Annotated in this window: 14 protein-coding genes; 11 read left to right on the forward strand and 3 right to left on the reverse strand. The window is 54.7% G+C overall.

Annotation, left to right across the window (positions count from 1 at the left end; translation table 11 throughout):
* From PT300_08340 to PT300_08375, 8 genes are all read left to right on the forward strand, one after another.
* Complete coding sequence (locus tag PT300_08340) at window positions 1-480, forward strand: GNAT family N-acetyltransferase (GenBank protein ID MDF7680599.1); 480 nt, start codon at window positions 1-3, stop codon at window positions 478-480.
* Window positions 481-671: 191 nt separating this feature from the next.
* Window positions 672-2,342, forward strand: coding sequence for a 2-succinyl-5-enolpyruvyl-6-hydroxy-3-cyclohexene-1-carboxylic-acid synthase (gene menD, locus PT300_08345; GenBank protein MDF7680600.1), 1,671 nt, complete (start codon window positions 672-674; stop codon window positions 2,340-2,342).
* Window positions 2,339-3,127 carry a 2-succinyl-6-hydroxy-2,4-cyclohexadiene-1-carboxylate synthase gene (gene menH / locus PT300_08350; protein MDF7680601.1) on the forward strand — a complete coding sequence of 263 codons (789 nt, stop codon included), beginning with the start codon at window positions 2,339-2,341 and terminating at the stop codon, window positions 3,125-3,127. Before menD ends, menH begins: the two co-directional genes overlap by 4 nt.
* The gene (gene menB / locus PT300_08355; protein MDF7680602.1) at window positions 3,114-3,971 is read left to right on the forward strand and encodes a 1,4-dihydroxy-2-naphthoyl-CoA synthase; all 858 of its coding nucleotides are present in this window, start codon (window positions 3,114-3,116) and stop codon (window positions 3,969-3,971) included. Before menH ends, menB begins: the two co-directional genes overlap by 14 nt.
* Window positions 3,971-4,933 (forward strand): o-succinylbenzoate synthase, encoded by a 963-nt coding sequence (gene menC / locus PT300_08360; protein MDF7680603.1) that lies wholly within the window; start codon window positions 3,971-3,973, stop codon window positions 4,931-4,933. The genes menB and menC overlap by 1 nt, the downstream gene beginning before the upstream one ends.
* Window positions 4,933-6,300 (forward strand): o-succinylbenzoate--CoA ligase, encoded by a 1,368-nt coding sequence (menE, locus tag PT300_08365; GenBank protein ID MDF7680604.1) that lies wholly within the window; start codon window positions 4,933-4,935, stop codon window positions 6,298-6,300. Before menC ends, menE begins: the two co-directional genes overlap by 1 nt.
* Window positions 6,301-6,374: 74 nt before the next feature.
* Complete coding sequence (locus tag PT300_08370) at window positions 6,375-6,917, forward strand: YfaZ family outer membrane protein (GenBank protein MDF7680605.1); 543 nt, start codon at window positions 6,375-6,377, stop codon at window positions 6,915-6,917.
* A gap of 116 nt (window positions 6,918-7,033) precedes the next feature.
* Window positions 7,034-8,224, forward strand: a complete 1,191-nt coding sequence (locus tag PT300_08375) for a nicotinamide mononucleotide deamidase-related protein YfaY (GenBank protein ID MDF7680606.1) — start codon at window positions 7,034-7,036, stop codon at window positions 8,222-8,224.
* A 24-nt stretch (window positions 8,225-8,248) separates the two neighbouring features.
* On the opposite strand, the gene glpC is transcribed toward PT300_08375, so the two are convergent.
* The 3 genes from glpC to glpA are packed head-to-tail and all read right to left on the reverse strand — an operon-like array spanning window position 8,249 to window position 12,310.
* The gene (gene glpC, locus PT300_08380) at window positions 8,249-9,442 is read right to left on the reverse strand and encodes an anaerobic glycerol-3-phosphate dehydrogenase subunit GlpC (protein MDF7680607.1); all 1,194 of its coding nucleotides are present in this window, start codon (window positions 9,440-9,442) and stop codon (window positions 8,249-8,251) included.
* Window positions 9,442-10,698: a glycerol-3-phosphate dehydrogenase subunit GlpB gene (gene glpB, locus PT300_08385; protein MDF7680608.1), complete on the reverse strand. Its 1,257-nt coding sequence runs from the start codon at window positions 10,696-10,698 to the stop codon at window positions 9,442-9,444. The genes glpC and glpB overlap by 1 nt, the downstream gene beginning before the upstream one ends.
* Entirely contained in the window at window positions 10,688-12,310 is a 1,623-nt protein-coding gene (glpA, locus tag PT300_08390) for an anaerobic glycerol-3-phosphate dehydrogenase subunit A (GenBank protein ID MDF7680609.1), read from the reverse strand. Before glpA ends, glpB begins: the two co-directional genes overlap by 11 nt.
* A gap of 260 nt (window positions 12,311-12,570) precedes the next feature.
* Between glpA and glpT the strand changes: the two genes are divergently transcribed.
* From glpT to PT300_08405, 3 genes are all read left to right on the forward strand, one after another.
* Entirely contained in the window at window positions 12,571-13,914 is a 1,344-nt protein-coding gene (gene glpT, locus PT300_08395) for a glycerol-3-phosphate transporter (protein ID MDF7680610.1), read from the forward strand.
* Between the two features lie 9 nt (window positions 13,915-13,923).
* A complete protein-coding gene (gene glpQ / locus PT300_08400) occupies window positions 13,924-15,003 on the forward strand; it encodes a glycerophosphodiester phosphodiesterase (protein ID MDF7680611.1) in 1,080 nt (359 codons plus the stop codon).
* A 236-nt stretch (window positions 15,004-15,239) separates the two neighbouring features.
* A protein-coding gene (locus PT300_08405; GenBank protein ID MDF7680612.1) for an IS1 family transposase occupies window positions 15,240-15,934 on the forward strand; the annotation gives its coding sequence in 2 pieces (ribosomal slippage) (window positions 15,240-15,489 and window positions 15,489-15,934; 696 coding nt in all).
* The last annotated feature ends 307 nt before the right edge of the window (window positions 15,935-16,241 follow it).

Consider the following 16,241-nt stretch of genomic DNA (forward strand, 5'->3'; position numbering starts at 1 on the left):
ATGATCACATGGCAGGATCTTCACCATCAGGCGTTGAGTGTTCAGCAACTGTATGCCTTATTACAGTTACGTTGCGCGGTGTTTATTGTCGAGCAATCCTGTCTTTACCAGGATATCGACGGTGAAGATTTACGTGGTGAAAACCGGCATATTCTCGCCTGGCGTGATCAGCAGCTGGTGGCCTGTGCCCGGATTCTGCATAGCGATAAAGCGGATCAGCCGCTGATGATTGGCCGGGTTATCGTTGCGCCGACCGCACGCGGTGAGAAGCTGGGGTATGCGTTACTGGAACAGGCACTGGCCTGTTGCCAGCAACACTGGCCGCAAAAGAATATTGCCCTTTCTGCTCAGGCGCATCTGCAACCTTTTTATCGCCGATTGGGCTTTCAGTCCGTGGGGGAGTGCTATCTGGAAGATGGAATTGCCCATATCAGGATGATTTATCAGCCAGAGGCAGATAAAAAAGAAGAAAGAAGCTAATTATTTGCTTATCACGACTGGTTCCTCGTGGTCGCATGGGTAATATTAACCACAGGTAAACAAATGAATTGCTGTGCTATTGCGGGTATGATTTTGGTTACAGGTACTGCAATTTGATGGCAGTACCTCGTATAATCGCAGCCTTTATGCTGCAGACTTTTATGCCGCAATAGTAGATACCGGATAATTTCATGTCAGTAAGCGCATTTAACCGACGCTGGGCGGCGGTGATTCTGGAAGCCTTAACTCGCCACGGTGTACGGCATGTCTGTATTGCGCCAGGTTCACGTTCAACCCCTTTAACGCTGGCCGCGGCCGAGGATCACCGGCTGCTTACCCATACCCATTTTGATGAACGGGGGCTGGGTTATCTGGCGCTGGGCGTGGCGAAAGCCAGCGGCCAGCCCGTGGCGGTGATTGTGACTTCGGGAACGGCCGCCGCCAATCTCTATCCGGCGCTGATTGAAGCCGGGTTGACCGGTGAGAAACTGATTTTGCTGACCGCGGATCGGCCGCCGGAATTAATCGATTGTGGCGCCAATCAGGCCATTCGCCAGCCGGGAATGTTTGCCAGCCATCCGACGCACACTCTGTCATTGCCGCGTCCCTCACCTGATGTGCCCGCTCGCTGGCTGGTGTCGGCGATTGATCAGGCGCTGGAAACGCTACAGGGAGGGGGTGTCCATATTAACTGCCCGTTCGCTGAACCGCTGTATGGCGAACAGAGTGAGCATGGCAAGGCGTGGCAGCAGGCGCTGGGTGACTGGAGACAAAGTGATATGCCCTGGTTACGTCAGTCCCTGCATCTGGCGAGCGAGCCACAGCCTGACTGGTCATACTGGCGACAACAACGCGGTGTGGTGGTGGCGGGACGGATGCCTGCCGGGGCTGGGGAAAAAGTGGCTCAGTGGGCGCAGACACTGGGCTGGCCACTGATCAGTGATGTGTTATCGCAAACCGGGCAACCGCTGCCGTGTGCCGATCTGTGGCTGGGCAACGAGAAAGCGCTGGCGGAGTTGCAGCAGGCACAGATTGTGGTGCAACTGGGAAGCAGCCTGACCGGAAAGCGGTTGCTGCAGTGGCAGGCGGCCTGTACACCGCAGGAGTACTGGCTGGTGGATTCGCTCGCGGGGCGTCTCGACCCGGCGCATCATCGCGGGCGGCGGCTGGTCTGTGCGCCGGAACAGTGGCTGATACAGCATCCGGCGGAGCATCATCAGCCGTGGGCGATGACCCTGCCAGCGTTGTCACAGCAAGCCTGGCAGAGCGTGGTGAAACGCTGTCAGTCATTTGGTGAGGCGGGATTTGCCCACCATCTTGCCCGTTATCTGCCCCCTGAAGGGCAACTGTTTGTCGGTAACAGTCTGGTGGTGCGCTTGATTGATGCCCTGGCCCGCTTGCCGGTGGGATATCCGGTTTACAGTAATCGCGGTGCCAGCGGGATTGATGGCCTTCTGGCAACCGCCGCCGGTGTGCAGCGAGCCAATAACCGCCCGACCCTGGCGATAGTCGGCGATCTCTCTGCGTTATATGATCTGAACTCACTGGCGCTGTTACGTCAGGTGAGCGCGCCGCTGGTGCTGGTGGTGGTCAATAACAATGGCGGACAAATTTTCTCCTTGTTGCCGACGCCAGAGGCGCAGCGCCGACAATTTTATCTGTTGCCTCAGAATGTCAGCTTTGCCCATGCGGCGGCGATGTTTGACCTGCGCTATGCCTGCCCGGCGGACTGGTCGTCACTGGAAACCGTGCTGGCGGAGAGCTGGCGTTTACCTCAGACAACCGTCATCGAACTGGTGGTTGAGGAAACAGAAGGTGCCGCGGTGTTACAACAATTACTGACCGAAGTCAGCCAGTTATGATCCTGCATGCGCTGTCTCAGCCGGGGCAACCGGGGTATCCCTGGCTGGTTTTTCTGCATGGCTTTTCCGGTGATCACCGGGAATGGCTGCCGATAGGTCAGCAATTGGCAGCGTATCCCCGGTTGTATGTTGATTTGCCAGGCCATGGTGGATCGTCGAATATTGCCACACAGGGTTTTGATGAGTTCAGCCAGCAATTGACGCAAACCCTCGCTGCCTGGGCGATCAGTGAGTACGGATTGATCGGTTATTCGCTGGGGGGGCGTCTGGCATGGTACTTCGCCAGTCAGCAGCCGGTGGGGTTGTGTGGACTGGTGGTGGAGGGAGCCCACCCCGGCTTGCAGGAGCTGGCACAACGGCAGTTGCGCCGTCAGAATGATGCCCGCTGGGCAGCGCGATTCCGCCATCAGCCACTGAGCGAGGTGTTTACTGACTGGTATCAGCAGCCGGTTTTCGCTTCCCTGACCCCCGCCCAGCGCCAGGCGCTGGTTGACCTGCGTCGCCACAATCAAGGCCACACGCTGGCGGCGATGCTGGAAGCGACATCACTGGCGGCACAGCCCGATTTACGGGCGACAGCAGAGAGCTTTCCTTTCCCTTTTTACTATCTTTGCGGCGAAAATGATGACAAATTTCGCGCGCTGGCCGCTGAAACCACCGCAACGATACAGCTTATTGATAATGCCGGGCATAATGCACATCGCGATAATCCGGCGATGGTCGCCGGATGCCTGGCGCAGTTTTTCGTCAATTTAACTTCAAGGATACCCTATGAAAACCGTTGATCAAACGCTGCTTTACGCCCCGGTAGCGTGGCAGGACTGTTCCGCAGACTATACCGATATTCGTTACCATAAGTCCGCTGACGGAATAGCGAAGATTACGATTAACCGGCCACAGGTACGTAACGCTTTTCGTCCCCAGACCGTCAAAGAGATGATCCAGGCGCTGGCCGATGCGCGTTATGACGAAACGATCGGCGTGATCATCCTGACCGGCGAAGGAGAGAAAGCGTTCTGTGCCGGAGGCGATCAGAAAGTGCGTGGTGATTATGGCGGCTATCAGGATGACTCCGGGGTCCATCACCTTAATGTGCTTGATTTTCAGCGCCAGATCCGCACCTGTCCAAAACCGGTGGTGGCGATGGTGGCGGGCTATGCCATCGGTGGCGGTCACGTTTTGCATATGATGTGTGATCTGACCCTCGCCGCTGATAATGCCATTTTCGGTCAGACCGGCCCGAAAGTGGGGTCGTTTGATGGTGGCTGGGGCGCTTCTTATATGGCGCGCATCGTGGGACAGAAAAAAGCGCGTGAGATCTGGTTCCTCTGTCGCCAGTACGATGCCCAACAGGCGCTGGAGATGGGGCTGGTCAATACGGTGGTGGCGCTGGCAGATCTGGAAAAAGAGACTGTGCGCTGGTGTCGTGAAATGCTGCAAAACAGCCCGATGGCATTGCGTTGCCTGAAAGCGGCACTCAATGCCGACTGCGATGGTCAGGCCGGGCTACAGGAGCTGGCAGGCAATGCCACCATGTTATTCTATATGTCGGAAGAGGGTCAGGAAGGGCGTAACGCATTTAATCAGAAGCGTCAGCCAGACTTCAGCAAATTTAAACGGAATCCCTGATGCGCCAGGCACAGGTATATCGCTGGCAACTCCCGATGGATGCCGGGGTGGTGCTGCGCAACCAGCGGTTAAAAACGCGCGAAGGGCTGTTTTTACATCTCAAAGAAGACGACCGCGAGGGGTGGGGGGAAATCGCCCCGCTACCGGGGTTTAGTCACGAGACACTGGACGAAGCGCAGGAGGCGCTCCAGCAGTGGACAACGGCCTGGTCACAGGGGCAGGAGGTGCCTTATCCCGCGCTGCCATCCGTCGCATTCGGCATCAGTTGTGCTCTGGCGGAGCGCGATGGCCTGTTGCCGATTCAGGCCAATTATCAGGCGGTCCCCTTGTGTAATGGCGATCCTGACGCTTTGCTGGTACGGCTGGCGGCGATGCCGGGGGAAAAAGTGGCAAAGGTGAAAGTCGGATTATATGAAGCTGTCCGTGATGGCATGATGGTCAATCTGTTGCTGGACTGTATCCCTGATCTGACATTACGCCTTGATGCTAATCGCGCCTGGACACCCCATAAAGCCCTGCAGTTTGCGCGCTATGTTCATCCCAATCATCGCTCGCGGATCGCCTTTATCGAAGAGCCGTGTCAAACCGCCGAACAGTCGCTGAAGTTTGCCAGAATGACCGGGATCGCCATTGCCTGGGATGAGAGCCTGCGTGAAGACAACTTTTGCTGGCAGCCACAGCCCGGTGTTCGTGCGCTGGTGATTAAGCCCACCCTGACCGGCAGTTTGCAAAAAGTGCAGCAACAGGTGGCTGAGGCGCATCGGCTGGGGTTGACGGCGGTGATCAGTTCGTCGCTGGAGTCGAGCCTTGGCCTGACACAACTGGCGCGCCTTGCCAGCTGGCTGACCCCTGAGACCATCCCGGGCCTGGATACCCTCGATCTGATGTGTGCGCAGTTGTTGCGCCGCTGGCCGGATAGCACGCTGCCTTGTCTCGGTCATGATGCTCTGGAGGCGCAGTAATGGTATTCAGTGACTGGCCGTGGCGCGTCTGGTGCCAGCAACGTGGTGATGCTGCCGCCTTGCGTCTGAATAATCAGATCCTGAGCTGGCAACAGCTCTGCACGCGGGTTGATGGGCTAGCGCAGGGCTTTTGTGCACAAGGGGTGGCGATCGGCGAGGGTGTGCTATTACGCGCCAGCAATCAACCAGCTACTTTACTGGCGTGGCTGGCGTTATTGCAGTGTGGTGCCCGCATATTGCCGATCAATCCACAACTTCCTCCCGCACTTTTATCGACCTTGTTGCCGCAGCTGGATTTGCGTTATGCGCTGGATCTTGAGCCGGACGCGCTGGATCTCGCTTATCCTGCGCTGAGTCTGCAAATGGCGAACGGCAGCCATGCAGTACCGTGGGATGCGGCGCGCCTGGCATCAATGACCCTGACTTCCGGCTCTACCGGTTTACCGAAAGCTGCTGTACATAGCTGTCATGCCCATCTGGCCAGTGCGCAGGGGGTACTGACGATGATAGTGCTCACCGCTGACGATGACTGGTTACTGTCGCTGCCGCTGTTTCATGTCTCTGGTCAGGGGATACTCTGGCGCTGGTTACTGGCCGGATCGCGTCTGACAGTACGCGATAAACAGCCACTGGCGCAGGCATTACAGGGCTGTACTCACGCCTCGCTGGTGCCTACCCAGCTGTGGCGTTTGCTCAGGGATGATGCTGATGTGACATTACGGGCGGTGTTGCTGGGGGGCGCGGCGATCCCGCTGGCGCTGACGGCGCAGGCGCGCGCCAGGGGAATCGCCTGCTGGTGTGGCTATGGCCTGACCGAATTTGCCTCGACAGTGTGTGCGAAAGCGGCGGACAGTGCGCCGGATGTTGGCCTGCCGCTGCCTGGGCGCCATGTCAAAATTGTCGATGGTGAGATCTGGTTGCGCGGTGAGAGTATGGCCGCAGGCTACTGGCATGATGGCAGATTACAGCCGCTGGTCAATGCACAGGGATGGTTTGCCACCCGTGATCGCGGTGAGTGGCGTGAAGGCAAACTGATGATCCTCGGCCGGATGGACAATCTCTTTTTTAGTGGCGGTGAGGGTGTCCAGCCGGAAGAGGTTGAGCGGGTGATCGCCCGTCATCCTCAGGTTCGTCAGGTCTTTGTGGTGCCGCTGGAGGACAGTGAATTTGGTCAGCGTCCGGTGGCAGTGGTGGAGTGCGATGCGCAGTGTGATATCGCCAGCCTGGCGGGCTGGGCGCAGGATAAGCTGGCGCGTTTTCAGCAGCCGGTGCGCTGGCTGGCGTTGCCGCCATGGCTGAAAAATGGCGGAATTAAAATCTCCCGTCGCCAGTTGCAGAAATGGGTCAATGAAGCTTCAGCTTATTGATTCTTTAGTATTTAACAGTACAATTTTGCAATCAGAGGAATTATTTGGCTTTTAGCTTAAGGGATAGCGTTTTCATGAAAAAATACAGTCTTTTGGGTGTTGTCAGCGCAATGTTCTATTCTGCCGCCGCACATGCCGTGAGTGTGAGCGGTGAGGTGGCACAACATTATACTAATCTGGGTGTCGGTTTTGGCACCGAGTCTTCCGGACTGGCGGTCAGCGGTAACTGGGCGCACAGTGATAATGATGGTGATGCCGCCGGTGTAGCGGTAGGCATGAATATCCCGCTGGGGCCTTTTCTGGCGACGGTCGGTGGCAAAGGGATTTACACCAATCCGAAGAGTAATAATGAAGGCTATGCGCTGGCAGCGGGCGGCGGATTACAGTGGCCCATCAGCGACGACATCCGCCTGTCGGGTGAGCTTTACTACTCGCCGGATTCGCTCTCCAGTGGCATCGACAGTTATCAGGAAGCCTGGGCCGGGGGCAGCTGGACGGTGATACCGCCAGTGAGTATCAGAGCCGGTTATCGCTATCTGACGTTGCAGGGAAAGGATGGTCATAAAGATAACACCATTGCCGATGGCGCGTATCTTGGGGTAAGCGCCCATTTCTGATCGGCGGGTTTTATCCGGATAAGCGCGCTGTCAGAGGGCTAAGATCGGGATTATCAGGGCGATGTTAGCTGTCATTGTGCCCATTTGCAGACTGGCGGGTAAAGGGGAGGTCGGGGATGTTAAAGATAGAAATGTTGTCCACCGGCGATGAAGTGTTGTATGGGCAAATTGTCGATACCAACGCCGCATGGCTGGCCGATTTTTTCTTTCATCAGGGGCTACCGCTCACCCGGCGCGATACCATCGGCGATGATCTGAACGCGCTGGTGGCGATTTTGCGCGAACGCAGTGAGCAGGCCGATGTGCTGATTGTCAATGGTGGGCTGGGGCCGACCGGCGATGATCTGACTGCCCAGGCGGCGGCGCTGGCGAAAGGAGAACCCCTGGTGCTGCATGAGGGCTGGCTTTCCACCATGCGCCGTCTGTTTGTCCAACGCGGACAGCCGATGGCGGAGAGCAACCGCAAACAGGCGCTTATTCCCGCCAGCGCCACGATAATCGATAATCCGCTGGGCACCGCCTGCGGTTTTGTGTTGCCGTTTAATCGCTGCCTGATGTTTTTTACTCCTGGCGTGCCATCAGAGTTTAAAGCGATGGTCGAGCAGGCGATATTACCCCAGCTGCGGGCGCATTTTTCGCTGCCAGAACCGCCGTTATGCCTGCGACTGACCACGTTTGGCCGTTCGGAGAGCGAATTAGCACAATCGCTTGATCGGTTACCGTTACCGCCGGGGGTGGTGATGGGCTATCGCTCAGCGACACCGCTGATCGAACTCAAGCTGACCGGGCCTGCGGCACAAGGTGAGGCGATGTCAGCACTGTGGTCAGAAGTGAAAAAGGTCGCCGGTGAGAGCCTGATTTTTGAAGGGACGGAAGGCTTAGCGGCGCAGCTGGCCCGCCATTTGTCGCAACGTCAGCTCAGCCTGACGGTCAGCGAACAGTTTACCGGTGGTTTGCTGGCGCTGGAGCTGTCACGGGCGCATGCACCGTTGCTGGCCAGTGAGGTACTTCCCGGCACGCAACAGTCACTGAGTGATTCCGCTGATCAGACAGCGGCACGGCGCGCTAACCATAAGGCTGCCCTGGCCCTGACCATCAGCGGGCAGGAGAGCGATGCCCTCAATTTTATCCTCGCTACCGCTGACGGCACCCAGGGCATGCAGGTGCAGTTGCGCGCCAGCCACTACCCTTGCGCGGTGCGCCAGGCGATTTGTGTGATGATGGCGCTGGATATGTTGCGTCGCTGGCTACAGGGCTTGCCGGTAACCTGCGGATGCCGCTGGGTTGATGTCGTCGCGAGGTTATGAAAACACGGCATCCTGTTTTATCACTTAAACGGCGGTATCGGCATCCAGTGCCTGTGCCAGCAGGGTTATCGGATGCTGACAGCTTTTACTGGTGGACATCTCAATTTGCCATTTACAGGTTTCACAGTCGGTGACGACAAGATCGACGCCGCTCTCTTCAATCTGCTGGAATAGCGGCGCACCTATCGCCTGTGAGGTGGCGTAGTTTTCCGATTTAAAGCCATAAGTCCCGGCGATGCCACAACACTGCGAATCGAGCACTGTCAGCTGTAATCCGGGAATTTGTCGTAGCAATTCGAGGGTATACAGTGACCAGCCCATTTTTTCCATATGACAGGGGGTATGATAGGCCACCTTCAGCGGCAGTGATCGCAAGGGCAGTTGACGTCCACTATTCAGCAGACGCCAGATCCAGCGGGTAGCCAGCTCAATACGATCACGGACATCGCCGTTATCGACATCCAGCACATCCGGATATTCATCACGCAGTGTAAAGGTACAGGTGGATGAGGTGGTAATGATCGGTAACCCGCTATCGCGCATCGTGGTGATATTATGCTCTGCCTGGCGACGTGCCCGGCGGGCGAAGCCGTTGGCTATCAGCGGTACACCACAACATTTTTCCTTGCTTAACAGTTGTACGCCAACCCCGAGGGCATTGAGTACACGAACCAGGTGCAGACCCAGGGACGGGTTATTGTAATTGACATAGCAGCCATGAAAAAAGGCGACCTGTTCAGCAAATTGTGCCTGGCTGGGAAGCTGACGGCGGTAAAGCTGGCGAAATGTTCCCGCGCTGTATTTTGGCAAAGTGCGCCGATGATCGATATGGAGTGTCTTGTCAAGCAACCGGCGCACCGGCTGGAGTCCGGTGATGGTATTGACCAGCGGGGCGAACGGAACCGAGAGCGTCCCCATCAGATCGGTGTGACTGAGCAGGGCATCGCGTAGTGTCGGTTTTTTCTGACTGTACTGGATACGCGCACGCTGAATGATATCACCAATTTTGACATCTGAGGGGCAGGCCACTTCGCAACGTTTGCAGTTAATACAGTACTTCAGGGCATCATCATACAAGGTTGCGTCTTTCAGGCGCAGGCGTTCGCCATCCGGGCCCGCCTGCTTCGGCCCCGGATAGAGCGGATTAACCCGGCTGACCGGGCAGCAGGTGGTACAGACCGTACATTTGATGCAGTTTTCAAAATGGTTCTCGCTCATTACGCATCCCCGATAAGTTTATGGATCTGTTGTGCGACATGACGTGCGGTGACCGCACATACTCCCCCACCGCATCCTGACTGAATCGCGTCATAGCCGCCCAGCAGCGAACCGATGGCATACAGATTATTTAACGGTTGCCCCTTGTGCAGCGGGCGCAGGCAGGCGTCGGTTTTCAGACCGAAATGTTGCCAGGGTTGCGAAGCAAAAAAGTCGTTCTGATACCACTCGCGACGTGGGGTGTGATCGATCAGTTCGAGATCGAGGATCGGTTCGCGAATATCATCCTGACTGGCGATCAGCCCATTGCTGAAGAAACGGCCGCTGGCCAGCACGGTAAAACGGGGACAGAGCGGAATATCACCCTGCAGCAGGGTATGGATCGCAGTCACTGCACCCTCCTGATGACTGATTTGGGTGACCTCATCGCCCATCAGCCAGGTACCGCCACCGGCGATAAAGTAACGTCGCAGCTGGTTGTGCTGGCGTATTCCAGGCACTGACGGTGGCAGAGTGGGGAGCAGGCGTAACGGGCACGGTAAGCGCTCTTGTAACCAGTTGTATAAGCTGTTATCCGCCAGGCCGAAGCAGGCAGGGACGATCAGCAGATCACGGTTTTGCGCCAGCAGCTGAAGGGCGGTCAGCAGGGCGGGCCAGTGTTCTTGCTGATCAAGTAGCCTGGCGATATTGACTGAACGAAACTCACTCGGATTTTCGCGCAGTCTGTCCAGTACCGGCAGACTTATCTCTTCCGCCTGCGCATCATAACCTTGCTGCCTGAGCGAATCCGCCACCATTGCAGGCTGGAAGTCGGCAAAGCCGCTGATGCCGATAACACTAATGCTGCGCGCAGATAACGGCATTACCGGCACTTCCAGCGGGGAGAGCCAGGCTGGGCGCAGGGTGCCTAAGGGAGTCATGCGAGCATGGGGTTGATAGGCGTGTCCCTGCATCATGATGCCGCAGCTGGCCAGCAGCGCTTCGGTTTGCAGCGCATAATTGAGCACGTTATCGGTGCCCAGTTTCGCGTAGGGGTGATCCGGACAGGCGCTGATCAGGCGGCTGATCGCATCAGCGACATCCGTGACCGGCTCGCCATCAGGCAGGGTTGTCAGCAGATCCAGCGAGCCTGAAGAGAAATGTAATGCACTTTCACCACGACTGATTATCACGCAACGCCGTCCCGCCTGGTTGAGCGAGATGCCGCATAAGAGTCCCGCGAAGCCACCGCCGATAATGGCGCAATCAAATTTCATCCTGATCCTCCTTTTGTAATCCACACAACGCAAGATAGACCCAGCGGGTGAGTTCGCTTTCACGCAGTGCATCGCCCCAGGCGACAGGTTGTATCCCTTTCCAGCGTTCGTTAAGAAAGGTCGCCAGTTGATGGCGTGACTGAGCCGGGGTGGTGACATTGAGGCGTTGCAGCAACCCGGCGGCACGGCAGGCGCAGAGTTCGCCCTGGCAGGTGCCCATACCGATGCGTGTCCGGCGACGCAGATCGAGCAGATTAGTGGCCGCCAGGTTTTCCACCGCATATTGAACTTCCCCGGCCGTGACCGCTTCGCATTCGCAAATCAGACTGCGATGTAAACGGTTATCCCCCAGCCATGCGGGCGTGCGGTCGCCGTGGCGATAGACTGCAGAGCCACGCAGTGAAGCAGGTAATGAGATGATTTTTTTTATTGTCGCTTCCGGCGAATCTGCGGAGCCGGGCAGCGGTCTCTCAGCGGTAGTACAGGGGGCGGTGATCGCCAGTTTGCGGCAGATAGCGTCGGTTGCCCATTCGGCCATTAATCGATAAGTCATTAATTTTCCGCCAGTAATAGTAATAAATCCCTCCATACCATCACGTTCAGCGTGATCGAGCAGCACAATCCCCCGGCTGACACTACGCCCGGTGGGGTCATTATCGCTGGCAACCAGCGGCCGGACACCGGAGTAAGCCCGCAGTATCCGCGTGCGGCCCAGTACCGGCGCCAGCTTTTCACCCTCCCGTAGCAAAATATCGACTTCCTCCGGTGTTACCCGATTATCATCAATTTCGTTGTCGTCAATATGCAGGGAAGTGGTGCCAATCAGGGAGATGGTATCGCCAGGGACAAGAATGTCGGCATCGGCCGGTTTACGGCAGCGGTTGATCACCTGACGATTAATCCGGTGTTCAAGGATCAGGAGCGATCCCTTGGCCGGGAACATGGCGACCCGTAAATCAGCGTATTCGGCGATGCGTTGCCCCCAGATCCCGGCCGCGTTGACCACCACGCTAGCATATATTTCACGGCTTTCGCCTTGTTGATGGTGGTAAAAACGGACGCCACAGACCCGATCGCCCTGGCGGATCAGACCTGTCACTTCGCAGCCGGTCAGCAGGGTTGCGCCATGCTCTCTGGCATCGAGGATGTTAGCAGAGGTCAGACGAAAAGGGTCGATCGTGCCATCGGGAACCTGAACCGCCCCCGTCAGAGTCGGATTGACGGCCGGTTCCAGCTGCCGCGCTTCATCGGGGGAGAGCTGACGGGTGCTGATCCCGGCTTGCTGGCAGGCGGTGATAAATTTTTGCTGCCAGGCGAGATCATCTTCAGGCAGGGTAATAAACAGGCCGTTGGTTGGCTCCACACAGTGACGGGCAATGCGACGCAGGATTTGATTTTCGCTGATACACTCCCGTGCTGATTCGCTGTCTGTTACCGCATAACGGGCACCGCTATGTAACAAGCCATGATTACGCCCGGTTGCGCCTGTCGCGATATCATGACGTTCCAGCAGGGTGACACGCAGTCCGCGTAATGCGCAGTCGCGCGCGATCCCGGCACCGGTTGCCCCCCCGCCGATAACGATGACATCACATTGATGGCTACCTGTCATCTGCTGTTCTCCCCATTTTCGTTTTCCATCATTTGAACACAGAAGTTGGTGATTTTGTTTGATTACGAATATTTTTCAGTAATTTTTAGCTGCTTTATGTGATTTTGCGCGCAAAATAGATTAATTGTCTTGTTTTTGTTACAAATTTTGCATTAATTCACAGTATTAACCGAGAGGCTTCTTTAGGATTGCGCGGCATCAGTAGTGAGCAGTGAAATGATATTTTTAGTCTGCCAACAGAAGAGGCCCCGGAGGCTGTAATGCTAACAATTTTTAAACCTGAGCCACATAAAGCACGTTTAGCGGAAGAGAAAATCGATCCGTTATATCGACGTCTTCGCTGGCAAATCTTTATCGGTATCTTTTTTGGTTATGCGGCGTACTATCTGGTACGCAAGAATTTTGCCCTCGCAATCCCTTACCTGATAGAGCAGGGGTTTTCGCGTGGTGATCTCGGTTTTGCGCTTTCGGCTATCTCGATTGCTTATGGCATCTCGAAATTTGTTATGGGCTCGATCTCTGATCGCTCGAATCCGCGTGTTTTCCTGCCTGCCGGATTAATCCTCGCGGCGTCAGTGATGCTGATAATGGGCTTTGTGCCGTGGGCGACATCCAGTATCTCCGTGATGTTTGTGCTGTTGTTTCTCTGTGGCTGGTTCCAGGGGATGGGCTGGCCGCCTTGTGGACGGACGATGGTTCACTGGTGGTCGCAGAAAGAGCGTGGTGGCATCGTGTCGGTATGGAACTGCGCCCATAATGTGGGCGGTGGTATTCCGCCATTGCTGTTCCTGCTGGGAATGGCCTGGTTCCATGACTGGCATGCGGCACTGTATATGCCGGCTTTTGGGGCGATTTTACTGGCGATATTCGCTTTCTTTATGATGCGCGATACTCCGCAATCCTGCGGTCTGCCACCGATTGAAGAGTATAAAAATGATTATCCCAGCGACTATAGCGAAAAAGATGAACAGGAGCTGACCGCCAGACAGATCTTCTATCAGTATATTTTACCGAACAAGCTGCTGTGGTATATCGCACTGGCGAATGTGTTTGTCTACCTCCTGCGCTACGGCATCCTCGACTGGTCACCGACTTACCTGAAAGAGGTGAAGCATTTCTCGCTGGATACCTCCTCATGGGCCTATTTTCTGTACGAATATGCCGGGATACCCGGAACACTGATTTGCGGCTGGATGTCAGATAAAGTCTTTAAGGGAAACCGGGGTGCCACCGGGGTGTTCTTTATGACCCTGGTGACTATCGCCACCATTGTTTTCTGGTTCAATCCGCCGGGTAATCCGACCGTGGATATGGTCTGTATGATTGTGATCGGTTTCCTGATTTATGGCCCCGTCATGCTGATTGGTTTGCATGCGCTGGAGCTGGCACCGAAGAAGGCGGCAGGGACAGCGGCAGGTTTTACCGGTCTGTTTGGTTATCTGGGAGGATCGGTAGCAGCCAGTGCAATAGTGGGATATACCGTCGATCTTTTTGGCTGGGATGGCGGCTTTATGATCATGGTGGGTGGTAGCGTTCTGTCGGTATTGCTATTGATTGTGGTCATGATCGGCGAACGACGCCATCAGCAAGTGAAACATGTATAAGGAAGGAATATGAAAACGACCTTAACAGCTCTGATGAGTAGCGTTTTACTGGCAGGTTCGGTATGGAGTGCGACGGCTTTCGCCGCCGATAAGATTGTGATTGCCCATCGTGGCGCCAGCGGTTATTTGCCGGAACATACCTTACCGGCGAAAGCGATGGCCTATGCGCAGGGGGCGGATTATCTTGAGCAGGATCTGGTGATGAGCAAGGACGATCATCTGGTGGTGTTACATGATCACTACCTTGATCGCGTCACTGATGTGGCGCAACGTTTTCCGCAACGCGCCCGTGCCGATGGTCGCTATTACGCGATTGATTTTACCCTTGCCGAGATGAAGTCGCTGAAATTCAGCGAAGGGTTTGAGCCAAAAGCGGGTCATAATGAGCAGATTTTTCCCGGCCGTTTTCCAATGGGAAAATCAGATTTTCGTATTCACACTTTTGAAGAAGAGCTGGAGTTTATTCAGGGGCTGAATCATTCCACCGGGAAAAATATCGGTATCTACCCGGAAATCAAAGCGCCGTGGTTTCACCATCAGGAGGGCAAAGATATCAGCACTCAGGTATTACAGGTGTTGAAAAAGTACGGTTATACCACGAAGCAGGATAAAGTTTATCTGCAATGCTTTGATGCCGATGAGCTGAAGCGCATCCGTAATGAACTGGAACCTAAAATGGGGATGGATCTGAATCTGGTGCAGCTTATCGCTTATACTAAATGGAATGAAACTCAGCAGCGTCAGGCGGATGGTACATGGGTGAATTACAGCTATGACTGGATGTTGCAGCCCGGAGCAATGAAGCAGATTGCGCAGTATGCCGATGGCATCGGGCCAGATTACCATATGCTGGTGGTGAAAGGAGCCAAACCCGGTCAGGTGACGCTGACATCGATGGTAAAAGAGGCGCATCAGCAGCATCTGATGGTACATCCTTATACCGTGCGCGCTGATAAGTTGCCAGCGTATGTCACCGACGTTAATCAGCTTTTCGATCTGCTATACAATCAGGCTGATGTCGATGGCTTATTCAGTGATTTTCCGGATAAAGCGGTGCAGTTTTTGCAGCAATCAAAATCGTCGCATTGATCAGTAAGAGTTCGAAGATTATCCGCGCTCGCAGGCGCGGATAATTTTTTACAGGAGGTGATTTCAGGAGCTTTTGCGTAAACCCCGTGTCTGTCTTGATGTTTAAAAAATATGCTATATACTCATCATCAAAATATTCTGGGGGGGGGGTATGTCAGCACCAGCAAAAGAAAAAGGGTCATGTATTCAACGTGTTTATCATGTTGTATAATCACTCTTTTTAACAGGTGCGCCAGATGGCTAAAATTGATGTAACATGCCCGTTTTGTCAACAAACTGAACCCGTTAAAAAGCATGGTCTGGGCAAAGCTGGATTTCAGCGCTATCGCTGTCAGTCATGCTGCCGTACTTTCCAGGTCGATTACGCTTACCGTGCCTGCCTGCCCGGCATGAAAGAACAAATTGTTGACCTTGCCATGAATAATGCCGGTATCCGCGATACCGCAAGGACTCTGCATATCAGCATTAATGCCGTTGTCCGCACTTTAAAAAACTCGCCCCACGATGTGTAACCACGTTTCCGCTGGATAATCAGCAAATCCAGCTTATCTGTGAAGTGGATGAGATGTGGTCTTTTGTCGGCAGTAAAAAGCAGCAACGCTGGCTGTGGTATGCATGGGAGCCTCGCCTCACACGAATTATTGCTCATACTTTTGGACGCAGAAGCAAAAAGACACTGCGCAGGTTACTGAAATTATTGTCAGGTTTTAATGTTGCCTTCTGGTGTACAGATAACTTCAGTGCTTATGATCTGCTGCCGGATGAAAAACATATCAGGGGTAAGCTTTATACACAGCGGATTGAACGGGAAAACCTGAATTTGCGTAACCGATTAAAGCGACTGAATCGTAAGACTCTGGGGTACTCAAAATCTTTTGAAATGCATGACAGGATCATTGGTACTTTTATTGAGCGCGAATATTATGTTTGAGACGAGATAAATACATTGGATACATCACCTGGTTATCACCCTGTGAAAAATTAGTCTGCGGACTATGGAGTGATTTGCTGCCCTCTTACCACATGACACTTTCCAGGTAGCATACTGCGTAAAAAAGGCCTTTATCCAGAGCAACTGACGCAGTGGAAGCAGGGCTTTTACTGACCTCCTCGCCAGGTGATAGGGTGGCTGTGAAACAGAGTCAGAAAGAACCTCTGATTGTTAGTAAAAAGAAAATCGAACCAGCTTTACCAGCAGAAGAGTATGGCTTCGAGTGGTTTTTAATGAACGAGGGTAA

The sequence above is a fragment of the Enterobacteriaceae bacterium ESL0689 genome, assembly GCA_029433525.1.
GTDB lineage: Bacteria > Pseudomonadota > Gammaproteobacteria > Enterobacterales > Enterobacteriaceae > JAQTIF01.